The organism is SAR202 cluster bacterium, assembly GCA_016872285.1.
GTDB lineage: Bacteria > Chloroflexota > Dehalococcoidia > Lucifugimonadales.
In genome coordinates, this window is record VGZZ01000001.1 from 25,114 (window position 1) to 37,221 (window position 12,108).

At 60.0% G+C, this 12,108-nt stretch carries 12 protein-coding genes; 4 read left to right on the forward strand and 8 right to left on the reverse strand.

Going from position 1 to position 12,108, the window contains the following annotated elements:
* Positions 1-133: 133 nt before the first annotated feature.
* From FJ320_00110 to FJ320_00120, 3 genes are all read right to left on the reverse strand, one after another.
* The gene (locus tag FJ320_00110; GenBank protein MBM3924383.1) at positions 134-748 is read right to left on the reverse strand and encodes a methyltransferase domain-containing protein; all 615 of its coding nucleotides are present in this window, start codon (positions 746-748) and stop codon (positions 134-136) included.
* A gap of 146 nt (positions 749-894) precedes the next feature.
* Entirely contained in the window at positions 895-1,284 is a 390-nt protein-coding gene (locus tag FJ320_00115) for a hypothetical protein (protein MBM3924384.1), read from the reverse strand.
* On the reverse strand, positions 1,284-1,871 hold the full coding sequence (locus tag FJ320_00120; protein ID MBM3924385.1) for a class I SAM-dependent methyltransferase: 588 nt from the start codon (positions 1,869-1,871) through the stop codon (positions 1,284-1,286). The genes FJ320_00115 and FJ320_00120 overlap by 1 nt, the downstream gene beginning before the upstream one ends.
* Positions 1,872-2,226: 355 nt before the next feature.
* Here FJ320_00120 and FJ320_00125 point away from each other — a divergent pair, with 355 nt between their 5' ends.
* From FJ320_00125 to FJ320_00135, 3 genes are all read left to right on the forward strand, one after another.
* Entirely contained in the window at positions 2,227-3,120 is an 894-nt protein-coding gene (locus FJ320_00125) for a LysR family transcriptional regulator (protein MBM3924386.1), read from the forward strand.
* 348 nt (positions 3,121-3,468) lie between these two features.
* Positions 3,469-4,374 (forward strand): MFS transporter, encoded by a 906-nt coding sequence (locus FJ320_00130; GenBank protein ID MBM3924387.1) that lies wholly within the window; start codon positions 3,469-3,471, stop codon positions 4,372-4,374.
* The gene (locus FJ320_00135) at positions 4,296-4,868 is read left to right on the forward strand and encodes an MFS transporter (GenBank protein MBM3924388.1); all 573 of its coding nucleotides are present in this window, start codon (positions 4,296-4,298) and stop codon (positions 4,866-4,868) included. Before FJ320_00130 ends, FJ320_00135 begins: the two co-directional genes overlap by 79 nt.
* A gap of 4 nt (positions 4,869-4,872) precedes the next feature.
* Here the strand turns inward: FJ320_00135 and FJ320_00140 are convergent, their stop codons facing one another.
* The 5 genes from FJ320_00140 to FJ320_00160 form a co-directional block, all read right to left on the reverse strand.
* Positions 4,873-6,966, reverse strand: a complete 2,094-nt coding sequence (locus FJ320_00140; GenBank protein MBM3924389.1) for a DNA mismatch repair endonuclease MutL — start codon at positions 6,964-6,966, stop codon at positions 4,873-4,875.
* A 302-nt stretch (positions 6,967-7,268) separates the two neighbouring features.
* On the reverse strand, positions 7,269-7,667 hold the full coding sequence (locus FJ320_00145) for a CBS domain-containing protein (protein MBM3924390.1): 399 nt from the start codon (positions 7,665-7,667) through the stop codon (positions 7,269-7,271).
* 293 nt (positions 7,668-7,960) lie between these two features.
* Positions 7,961-9,205, reverse strand: a complete 1,245-nt coding sequence (locus FJ320_00150) for an ammonium transporter (GenBank protein MBM3924391.1) — start codon at positions 9,203-9,205, stop codon at positions 7,961-7,963.
* Positions 9,206-9,363: 158 nt separating this feature from the next.
* Complete coding sequence (locus FJ320_00155) at positions 9,364-9,786, reverse strand: hypothetical protein (GenBank protein MBM3924392.1); 423 nt, start codon at positions 9,784-9,786, stop codon at positions 9,364-9,366.
* A 304-nt stretch (positions 9,787-10,090) separates the two neighbouring features.
* Positions 10,091-10,354 (reverse strand): hypothetical protein, encoded by a 264-nt coding sequence (locus FJ320_00160; protein MBM3924393.1) that lies wholly within the window; start codon positions 10,352-10,354, stop codon positions 10,091-10,093.
* A 221-nt stretch (positions 10,355-10,575) separates the two neighbouring features.
* Here FJ320_00160 and mftG point away from each other — a divergent pair, with 221 nt between their 5' ends.
* Positions 10,576-12,105: a mycofactocin system GMC family oxidoreductase MftG gene (gene mftG / locus FJ320_00165; protein MBM3924394.1), complete on the forward strand. Its 1,530-nt coding sequence runs from the start codon at positions 10,576-10,578 to the stop codon at positions 12,103-12,105.
* Positions 12,106-12,108 lie beyond the last annotated feature (3 nt).

The following is a 12,108-nucleotide window of genomic DNA, read 5'->3' on the forward strand; positions in this document are numbered from 1 at the left end:
TCCCAAAATTCGCCGCGCTGGAGGACTGGGGCGCCCCGCTGAACAGATCGGCCCGCCACGTGATCTCAAATCCCTGGAACCCCGCTTCCTCCACCACCAGCTGCAGCTCTGCTTCCAGCAGAGCGCCGGCAATTCAACCCGTCCAAAGGTCAATCTTGTCCTTGGCGCTCTGGGGGACTTCCTTCTGCACCAGGATGTCGCCAATCTGAAGCCGTCCTCCGGGCTTCAGCACACGAAACATCTCTCTAAACACGGCAGACTTGTCCGGGCACAGGTTCACCACCCCGTTCGACGTCACCACGTCCGCCCACCCGTCCTCCACCGGCAGCGACTCCGCCAGCCCCTGCTTGAACGACACGTTCTCCAGCCCCGCCTGGGCCGCTCCAGCTCGCGCCTTCTTTAGCATCTCCGGCGTCATATCCACTCCGATAACCCGCCCCAACGGCCCCACCATCCTGGCCGATATCAGGCTGTCGAAGCCCGCTCCGCTGCCCACGTCTACAACCTTCTTACCGGGCTTCAAAGCGCCCAGCGAGAAGGGGTTGCCCGTCCCCGCGAAGGACTCCAGCGTCCCTCGCGGCATCCAGTCCAGCATCGCCTTGTCGTAGCCCAGCATCTCCGCCAGCCGGCGGCCCGCGTGGAAGTGGAACCCCTTCTGCGGGTTCTCCGCCACCTCGGCGTACTCCTTGCTGATCTCTCGACGCAGCGTATTAAGATCCACGTTTGGTGTGCTTACTGTTGATGCCATTTCCATTCACCTCAAGAGTGACTTTAGAAGGTGATAACCCGGTCGTACTGCGCGTGCGCCGTGGCCGCGTCCACCGGCGTGCCAAACCCGCTGTTCTTGCCCTTAAAATCTTCCTCTGTGACCCCACGGGCCCTTCCGCAGAGTCCTCAAACCGATATTCTTACGTTGCGCTTTACCAGGAACTCCATCAGCTCCTTCAAGGGCGGCACGCCGATTCCCTGTATCTGCGAGGACATCTTATCCTTAATCAAGGGCGCTGCCTCCCCCATAAGGATTATCCCTGTCTCATGCCCCGCCTCAATGGCCCCCTTAGCCATCAAAAACGGAAAGGTAGCCCTGGTCGGGTCGTCCGTCCCGTGTGTCGCGATGTATAGTAACTTCGACATGATGTTCCTCCATCCTGAGTTTTTGCGCCGCCTTGTCCTTTTAGGCCCGCGGCTCATGTCTGCATTCTCAAACCCCTCGGACCTGCCATCAATTGTTAATTTCCAAACTCGTCTATTAACGAAAGGCAATGAATCGAATCTGTTCCACATCACCTCTTCCGCATCGTCACCCGATATAGCCTCCTCGGCAACGCCCCCTCCTCAAATTCTCCCATCTCCACCACTTCAAACCCCTTCGCCATCTCATCCACCTTCTCACGGCTGAAAAAGTGGACAATAAATCCGCCCGATTCGTACATGTCCTCCCCACGATGAATCCCCGCCCTATAATGCGCGTCCTTGGTATTTCGCGCCGTGTACACCATCAGCCCTCCCGGCCTCAGCACCCGCCGCACCTCCCCCATTAACCCCTCCAACTGCTCCGACGTCATCGCCATACACAAAAGCATGTGTGAATAACAGGCGTCAAAAGTTGCATCCTCAAACGGCAGGGGCTCCCTAACATCATGCCGCACCACCTTCAGCCGCCCCTCCAACTCCTGCGATTTCGCCTTGGCCGATATCGCCTCCGCCCCGCTCTCGGTGTACTCCAGTGTCGTAACCATGAAGCCTCTCCGCGCCAGGTAAACGCTGTCCCGACCCTGCCCTCCCCCCAGTTCCAGGACATCCTTCACACCCTCGCTCTTAAAAAGCTTCGCCGCATACCGCCCCGTCTGGCTCGCGTCCGTTCCCAGCATATCCGGGTTCTGCGAAAACACCCGCTCCCAGTGATTCTTCTGTGCGTCCAATGCCTTCAGTTCCAAAGGCTCTATACGTTTCTTCAAATTAACGCTCCTGGCCTTACCTTGGTTTACATTTGCTCGGTGATGTTACAAACTAAGCGAGGTGTATGGCTCCCATTCCTGAACCCCTTCAGGTCCTCTCCCCCCTTGAGGGGGAGAGCTAGAGAGGGGGGTCGGGGTAGAGGGGTAGGGTCTGCTCGGCACCACTCCAAGCAAATAGATGGAATAGTACCCTTATTGACACCCTAGAACCTTGGTAGCCTACAATCAATTGCGCTTTCTAAAACTATCCCATTGACCGTAGGAAATAATGGGTCCTAACTTCCACCACCTGGAAATCTTTCACGCCGTCGCCCGCCTCGGCAGCTTCTCCAAAGCCAGCGAGGAGCTTCTCATCGGCCAGCCCTCCGTCTCCCTCCAGATACGAGACCTGGAACGCTACTACGGCGCGCCCCTTTTCCATCGACAGGGCCGCAAAATCCGACTCACTGACATCGGCGAAATCGTCTACCGTTACACTGAGCAGATCTTCAAGACCTCTAACGAGATGGAGCGCGCCGTGGACCGCCTCAAGCAGGCAGTCACCGGCCGCCTCGTCCTCGGCGCCAGTTCCACCCCTGGCGAGTACCTCGCCCCCCGTCTCCTAGGCCGATTTACCAAGATTTACCCGGGCGTGGAGGTCTCCCTTCAGATCGCCAACACCTCCCACGTTATCGCTCAGGTGGTCGCCCGCAATATCGACCTCGGCCTCGTCGGCGCCAAGGCCGACAACCCCTCCGTCGAAGCCAAGGAGATCTACACCGACCGCCTCGCCGTCTTCGCCGCCCCCGACCATCCCCTCGCCTCCAGAAAGTCCGTCCACCTGACCGAGCTTGTCCAGCACCCCTTTGTCATGCGTGAGAACGGCTCCGCCACCCGAAGCGTGGCCGAAGACTATTTCAAAAAGCTGGATTTGCCCATCAAAATGTCCATGGAAGTCAGCAACAATGAGGCGGTGAAACGCGCCGTGGCCGCCGGCCTCGGCGTCGGCGTCCTCTCCAGCCTCGCGTTGGAGGTAGACCTCGCCGCCGGCGCCGTCCAGCTAGTCGACGTCCCCGTCTTCGACTGCCGGCGTTCCTTCTACATCCTCCACCACCGCCAAGCCTACCTCTCCCGTGTCCAACAGGCCTTCTTAGACCTCATCCCAGACCTCCCCGAGTCCTAACCGATTCTTCTCAGGCAAAGGGCGTTAGGAAACGTCACCTCAATCCTGGCATAGACATTGTGGGCCGGGGTTCTTGGAGTCTGGTTCTCCCCCTTTCCCCTGAAAGGCGAAGGGAGAGTTAGACGCCGTCCTGAGCCTGGCCGAAGGAGGGGGTTGTGATGAATATTTTTCCCTTCCCCTTCCAGCAGGCTGTACTCAGTCCCTATGCAGTCGGGAAAGGGGCTGCAAGTTCGCCGTGGCGAGATAAAGGGGATGGTATCTCGCTTATGTAACTGGAAAACCAAAGAGAAACACCCCCTTAAACAATTGCTGGCATAACAAGCAGGCCACTACCATAAATTCCCAGCCATGGCTTCAACATCACACGCCCCATCCCACATCCCAAGCGCCCCTCCAGCTCGCACAGTAAAGCGCGCCCTGCGACTATCCACCATGGAAGGCGTGGCCTTTGGGGCCTTCATTGGTCTTGGGGAACACTTCATCCTTGCCTTCGCAGTGGCTATGTCTGGCAGCAGCCTGGAAATCGGCCTGCTGGCGTCCCTGCCCGGCTTCCTAGGCTCCATTGCCCAACTCTTTGACACACGTCTAGTCCAATTGCTCAAGAGCAGAAAAGCAGTAGTCCTCATTTTTGCCTTGGCCCAGGGCCTTATCCTCCTGCCTTTAATAGCAGTCGTCTTTATAGATTCGGGTCAGGGCGTGTGGTGGCTCGTCTTATTCGCCAGCCTTTATTCCATCTTTGGTGCTCTTATCTCGCCTGCTTGGGGTAGCATCATGTCCCAGCTAGTCCCTGGAAAGCTGCGGGGCAGTTACTTTTCCAGGCGCAGCCGTCTTTCCACTTTAGCTAACGTGATGTCATTTCTTCTGGCAGGGCTATTTCTGAATCAACTCGTCGAAAAGGAACTCTGGGGATTCGCCGTCCTGTTTGGCGCTGCCGTTGTAGCCAGACTTATATCCTGGGCATTGCTTACCCGGCTCCATGAGCCGGACAAAGAGCTATACCAGGTTGCCCACGCCTCGCACACCTCCAACAATGCTCAACGCCATAACCTCCGCACCTACTTGCTTTTCCTCTTCTGCATGAGCTTTGCCGTAAACATCGCCAGCCCCTACTTTACCCTTTACCAGCTTCGAGACCTTGGCATGGACTACCTTACTTTTGTCGCCTTAGAGGCTGTATCCACTTTGGCTACTCTGGTAGCTATCACCCACTGGGGCCAGGCGACCGCGCTGGAAATCGTAAAATTCTGCTCCTGACCTCCCTCCTCATTCCCTTTGTCCCCCTGCTTTGGATTCCCTCCTCTAACTTCATGTACATAGCCTTGATACAAGCCTTTTCTGGGCTGGCGTGGGCTGGCTTCAATCTCTGCTCGGTAAACTATCTCTACGACGCCACCCATCCAGATAACAGGACTCGCTATTTGGCATACTTTAGCGCCGGCATGGGCATGACAGCAGGATTGGGCGCTCTGACCGGCGGATATATCCTCGAATGGCTGCCGGCTCTTCGGGGACATCAGATAATTACTCTTTTCCTAATATCTGGCCTCTTACGTTTGTTAACCACAGCGGCATTCATATCTCGTGTAAAAGAGGTAAGGAAAGTTAGCAACCTTCCCGCCAGCCAGCTATTTCATATCCTCATCGGTGGCCGGAGCGTTCATCGACGCGTCATTCACCACCACTCCCCACTCCACCACTTTCATCTTGGGAAAACCAAAGTCGGACAAGCCAACGGCCATCGGCCCTGAGCCCCTACCTCCTCCCAAACTCCCTCTCCAAGTGCCTGGAACTCAAATGCAGCATCGTCGGCCTCCCATGTGGACACGTATGCGGGTTCACCGCCCCCTCCAGCAGCCGCACCATCTCCTCCATCTCCCGCTGGCTAAGTCCCTTCCCCGCTCTTACTGACCCGTGGCACGCTATCGACGCCGCCAGCGCCTCCCGCCGGTCCTTCACTCTCGCCTCCCTTGACATCATCTCCACCACCTCCAGGAACCCCCTCGACGGGTCCCCCTCCCCCATAGCCACAGGCGCCGCCCTCAGCAGATACGACCCTCCCCCAAACGCCTCCAGCGAAAACCCGTAAGCCTCCATCTCTTCCCTCGACTCCTCCACGACTCCCGCCTGCAGCGCGTCCACCTCCACCGTCACCGGCTCCAACAGCGCCTGCTGCGACGGCTTCCCCTCCTTCATCTCCCTCAATATCCGCTCGTACAGCACACACTCGTGCGCTGCATGTTGGTCGATTAAAAATATCCCGTCCGGTCCCTCCGCCACAATGTACGTCGACGACGCCTGCCCCAGCACCCGCAGCCTCGGCCCCGCCTCCTTCAGTGTGGGGGACTGTCCCATCTCGTCTGGTCCTCTCCCCCCTTGAGGCCTGTCCTGAGCCTGGTCGAAGGAGGGAGAGCTAGAGAGGGGGGTCGGGGTTGGGCGGGCGGATGTCCCAGACCCCAACGGAGCCTGGTAGTCCATCGGCGAAAGCCTCAACCCGCCTTCCGCTCCCCTCGACGGCAAATGCACCGTCGGCACCGGCGACGCCTCCACCAGCGCCGCCCTCACCGCCTTCTGCACCGAGCTGAACGCCCTGTCCTCGTTCCTGAACCGCACCTCCCGCTTGGCCGGATGCACGTTCACATCCACTTCCTCCGGCGGCACGGTCAAGTTAATAACCGCCAGCGGATACCTCCCCTGCGGCATCAGCCCCTTGTAGGACTCCTCCAGCGCGACCAAAAGCAATCGGCTCTGCACCCACCGTCGATTTACAAAAAACGTTATCTGGCTTCTATTCGACCTCTCCAGCGACGGCGGCCCCACATACCCCTCCACCTCATACCCCCGCCGCCTGCCGGAAGCCTGCCCTTGGCTCCCCTGGTCTCGCCTTCCTCCGCTTCTTGCCGTGGAAGGACCAAGAGCCTGTTCTGAGGAAGCCTGCCATGAGCCTGATCGAAGGGTCGAAGGAAGAAGGACCTCCCCTTCAGGTCCCTTCTCCCCTTGTGGGAGAAGGTTAGGATGAGGGGTGAAACCCTGCTGACCAGGCTCCATCTGGCTGGCTGCTTCTCGTTGGGTCTCCCCGTCTACTCCTCTCCCTCCTTGAGGGTGAGAGCTAGAGAGAGGGATCGGGGTGGTAAACGGTGGGTTCTCTCCCTCATCCTCCAACTCACCCCTCCGCCCTCCCACAGCCAGCAGCCGCCTCGCCGTCTCCGCCCCATATACCGACGCCACCGCCTCCTCCATCCGACCCGTCCCCGTCGACCGCAGCGAATCGCTCCCATCCATCGTCAAATGAAATCGTACTTCTGGAAAAGCCAGGATAAACTTTGAAATAAGGTCTTTTATCCGCCCCGACTCCGCTGTAGGCGACCGCAGGAACTTTCGACGCGCCGGCACGTTCTCGAACAGGTCCGTCACCGTCACCGACGTCCCCACGGGGCTCCCCGCCGGCCCCTCCCTCTCTACCGCGCCCCACTGGAGCCTCACCTCCCACCCCTGCTCAGACCCCGCCGACCGTGTCAGCATCCGCACCCGAGACACCGACGCTATGCTCGGCAGCGCCTCCCCTCTAAACCCCAGCGTGGCGATCTGCTCCAGGTCTTCAATATCTTTTAGCTTGCTCGTAGCGTGGCGCTCAAAGGCCAGCGCGGCTTCTTTCGACTCTATCCCCCGCCCATTATCCACCACCCGGATCAACTCTGCCCCGCCGGCCCTCACCTCCACCGTCACCTGCGTCGCCCCTGCGTCCAGGGAATTCTCCACCAGCTCCTTCACCACCGACGCAGGCCGCTCCACCACCTCCCCCGCCGCTATCTTAGACGCTACATCGCCTGCCAGTACCCTAATCGCCATGCCCTTATGTTACCACAACACCAGACTTAGGGGTTCTCAGATGTCATCCATAAGGGACCAAGAGGAGATGAGCGTCATCTCCTCTTGGTCTGGGTCTCGGGGTGTCCCATCAGGTTCTCCCCCTTCGGCCTGGAAGGCGAAGGGGGAGTTAGAGGGGGTTGTGGTTTTATTAATCTCTTTCCCTCTTCTCCCGATTACGGGAGAAGAGGGACAAAGGGTGATGAGGGTTCCCCGTTGATTCCAAGGCCTGCCCTCGCATCAGCAGACCCCACATTTGGAGCCCCCGCACCCGCGGCCCGCCCCTACCTGTTCGGCGGCGCCCCGCTAATGTCCGCCAGCGCCGACTCTCTATCCTTCGCCAGCGCCAGGTCCCCTATCGATACAAACCCCACCGGCCTGTCCCCATCCACTACCGGCAGCCGTCGAATCGCCTTCTCGCGCATCAACCGCACCGCCTGGTCCGCGTCATCCGTCGACGATACTGTAACCAGATCCTTGCTCGTTATCTCCTCCAGCTTCGTCGTGGATGGGTCTTTCCCTTGAGCAATAGCCCTGACCACTATATCCCTGTCCGTCACAATCCCTAAGATCTTGCTGTCCTCGCCGATGACCACTACGTCGCCAATATCATTCTCCCGCATCATGTTCGCCGCCTCCCAGATGGAAGCGGACTTCGGCAGCGACTTCAGATTATTATTCATCACATCCTGTACCGTCTGCGCCACAACTCCACCTTTTTCTTTCTCGGCTTCGACCACGTTGCCTGGTCATCGCCGTTATTGCTCGACGCCCCCTACATCGAACGTTCTCTTGGGCGGCGTCCATCTCCATTCTTTAAGACTATTACTTGAATGCTAGATGTCATCATCCAAAAGTTTTAAACAAGACAGGAAATTCCACTCGCGCTTGTCTACAAACATGCGCCACCAATAAAAAGGGGCTGTCCGGCGCGCCGGACAGCCCCCGAGATCAGGTGGTTGAAGCAGCCTAGAGCTTAATGCACCACACCGTACGCCACTTCCCCATGCTGGCTCACGTCCAGCCCCCTCGTCTCTTCCTCCTCCGACACCCTCAGGCCAATAGTCTTCTTCAACACCCACAGGATGCCGCAGGTCCCCACAAAAGCCCAGGCAGACGCCACTCCAATCGTCACCACCTGCCACAGTATCTGCTCGCCCCGTCCCATACCCGGTTGAGTCAGCGCCTCGAAGCTCAGGTACCCTACCCCTACGAATAACCCTGTGGCCAGAATACCCCAAGCGCCCGCCACACCATGCACCGCCCAAACGTCCAGCGAGTCGTCAAATCCCATCCTTGTCTTTATCTTTACCGCGGCGTAGCACGCCAGGCCTGCCACAAACCCGATCGCGATAGCCGGCATCGGCCCCACAAACCCCGCCGCAGGCGTTATAGCCGCCAGTCCCACCACCGCTCCCACAGCGGCCCCTACCACGCTAATCTTATTCGTGGCCTGCCAGTAGAGCGCCACCCAGGTCAGCGCCGCCGTGCAGGCCGCCGTGTTCGTCACCACAAAGGCGTTGGTGGCCGCCCCCAGCGACGACAGCGCGCTCCCCGCGTTAAACCCAAACCACCCAAACCAAAGCAGTCCCGTTCCCAGAATTACAAAAGGAATGTTGGCCGGCTCCATCTTCTCAGAGCCTGATTGTATCCGCCTGCCAAAAATCAGGGCCGCCGCCATCGCCGCTACGCCCGCGCTTATATGCACCACCGCGCCTCCGGCAAAGTCCAGCGCCCCCTCTCCGCCCAGCGCTCCCAGCCAGCCGTTGGTGCTCCACAGCCAGTGCGCCAGCGGCGCGTACACAATCGTCGACCACAAAATCAGGAACACCACTATGGTCCGGAACCTCACCCGCTCCACAATTGCCCCTGTGATCAAAGCAGGCGTTATAATCGCGAACTTCGCCTGGAATATCATGAACGCCTGATGCGGTATCGTCGCCGAATACGGCCCCGCCTCCGTCGCCGACACGTCCTTCAGCCCAAACCACTTCAGATTCCCCACCAGGCCCCATCCCTCCCAGTCCGGCCCAAAGGCTAGGCTGTAACCCCACAGCACCCATACCAGCCCTACCACAGCCATCGCTATGAAGCTCAGCATCATCGTGTTCAGCACATTCTTCTGGCGCACCAGCCCCGCATAGAAAAACGCCAAACCGGGCGTCATCAGCAGCACTAGGCCGGATGCCATCAGCACCCACGCGGTATCGCCCTTATCTATCACGGCTTCTCCTCCTTGTTTAGCCCTGAAGGCGTTTGCAGACGGCGGCTCCCCGTCTCTCCAAACAAGGCGTCCCCGCCTGTCGAGGCCATGCTAGGCTTTTGCCGCGCGGCAAGTCAATAAGTTATGTCTACCACATAATCGATGTTTTCGACCCTCTACCCCCGCCTAGCCCTGAACTGCGGGTCGTCGCACACCCCCTTGGCCGCGAACTCCATCGCCGCCTTCAGCACCCTCTCCATCTCCCTATCCCCCGTCGTCGACGCGTAATACGGCGGCACCCACAACCCGCCAAAGGCGCCCACCACCTCCGGGTCGTCGTCCACCACAAAGTCCGGCGCCGCCAGCACCCCCATCTCCGTCAGACGCTTCACATGGTCATACTGCGGCTTGTGGTATACCCCACTCACCAACTCCTCCAGCTTGTGCCGCCTCACCGCCTCCTTCCGCACCCCTACCCCCGACCACACATACACCCTATGCCCCCCATCAATAAGACCCACCATCGTCTCCCGAGTCCCCGGCCTCAACGAGTTATCCATCCCTAGTATCGTCTGGTCCACATCAAAAAATACGTTCATCTTCCCTTTCATCGTTCCAGCCTTCCGCCGGAATTTAGTCCTCTCCCCCTCCTGGGGGCTGGGTCTGGTACGTCATTTCGACCCGCCTCTGGCGGGAGAAATCTCAGCGACCGTCCGCTGCCATTACCCTTCGTGTGGCAAACCGCGTCTTCCCTAAAGGCTGGCTAAACAAACCAGGGCTAAGTGATAAGATAAAGCCCTGTCATCCTGAGCGAAGTCGGTACTCCGACGTAGCCGAAGGGTCTAATCGCCGTGCTTGCTGCCACCTCACCGCTAGCCCTCTTCCTTTAGGTCCCCTTCCTCCTCACTCCACTGCCTCCTTCACCTCCTTCTCCCCAATCGCCAGTCTCCCGTCCACCTCCGCCATCGGCCGACGGATCAGCCGCGGCTCCTTCAGCATCAATCGAATCATATCGTCCGCGCTCAGCCTCCCCTGCTCCAAGCCCATCGACTTAAAGCTCGGGCTCTTCCACGAAAACATATCCGCCAGCCTCGACTTTTTCGCCAGCTCCCTCAGCTCCGACTCGCTGAACGGCTCCTTGAAAAAGTCCCGTTCCTCAAAATCCACGCCCTTTAACGAGAGAAACTCCCTCGTCTTGCGGCATTGCGTTCACTTCGGCCACCAGTACAGTGTCACCTTCTTTGCCATGATTCCCTCCGTTCTCGGAACTCAATCACATATTCTACTCTTCGCATCAACACAAACCTCACCGTTTGCTCAATGATGCCTAGGCGGTTAATATGGCGGCGTACCCTCCAAGCCCCCTCACCCGTCATGGAGACCCCTATATGAAATATGACATCATCATCGTCGGCGCGGGCTCCGCCGGCTGCGTCCTCGCCGCCCGACTCTCGGAAAACCCCCGCCGCTCCGTCCTCCTCCTCGAGGCCGGCCCCGACTATCCCGACCTCCAATTCCTCCCCGACGACCTGAAATACGGCTACACCCGCAACGCCGAGGCCCGTACCGGCAAGCACAACTGGTCCCTCACCGGGGACATCACCTCCACTCAGACCCGCGTCCACGTCGCTCAGGGCAAGGTCGTCGGCGGCTCCGGCGCTATCAACGGCCAGACCTTCCTCCGCGCCATCCCCCAGGACCATGACGACTGGGCCGCCCTCGGCAACACCGAATGGAGCTACGCCAAAGTCCTCCCCTTTTACCGAAAGATGGAGCGCGATCTGGACATCTCCGACGACTACCACGGCGCCGACGGCCCTATCCCCGTCCTCCGTCGCAAGCACGGCGAATGGCAGCCTTACCACTCCGCCTTCTACAAGGCCTGCGTCGCCGAGGGCTTCCCCGAGGACCCCGACATGAACGGCCCCAACACCGCCGGCGTCGGCCTCCTACCCATGAACAATCCAGACGGCATCCGAATGAGCGCTGCCCTCACCCACCTCGCTCCAGCCCGCCACCGCCTCAACCTCACCATCCGGCCCAACGTCCTCGTCACCCGCGTTATCATCGACAACAAGCGCGCCATGGCCGTCGAGGCCGAAAGCGCCGGTCAGAAGTTCACCATCGAGGGCGGCGAAATCATCCTCGCCGCCGGCGGCCTCCGCTCCCCACACCTCCTCCTCCTCTCCGGCGTCGGCCCCGCCGACCACCTCCGCGCCGTCGGCATCCCCGTCGCCCATCACTCCCCCGCCGTCGGCCAGCACCTCACCAACCACCCCAACGCCAGCGTCACCTTCCGCGTCCGTGACGGCGTCCCCCTTACCCTCGGCCCCAACACCGTCCGCCTCTCCGCCCGCTACACCGCCAGCGACTCCACCACCCCCAACGACATGGCCCTCCTCACCTCCTCCATCTATAACCCCGTCACCGGCGAGTATTTGCCCGATCGCGGCATCCGAATCTCCTGCTCCCTCTCCCTCCCCGCGGGCGCCGGCGACCTGCGGCTCTCCTCCGCCGACCCTCACCAGCAGCCCGCCTTCAATTACCGATATCTCGAAGATCCCTACGACCGCCAGCGCCTTCGCGAGGGCGTCCGCCTCTGTATGCGCCTGGGCCAGAGTGCCGCCTACAAAAACGTTGTCACCCAGCGCACCGGCCCCACCAACGACGACCTCGCCTCCGACAAAGCCCTGGACGCGTGGCTCCTCGCCACCGTCGGCACCGCCCGCCACGTCTCCGGCACATGCAAAATGGGCCCCGCCTCAGACCCTAAAGCCGTCGTTGACCAGTATTGCCGGGTCCACGGCATTGACGCTCTCCGCGTCGCCGACGCCTCCATCATCCCCCAGATCACCCGCGCCAACACCAACGCCCCCGTCATCCTCATAGCCGAGCGCCTCGCCGCCTGGCTCTCCTAATTC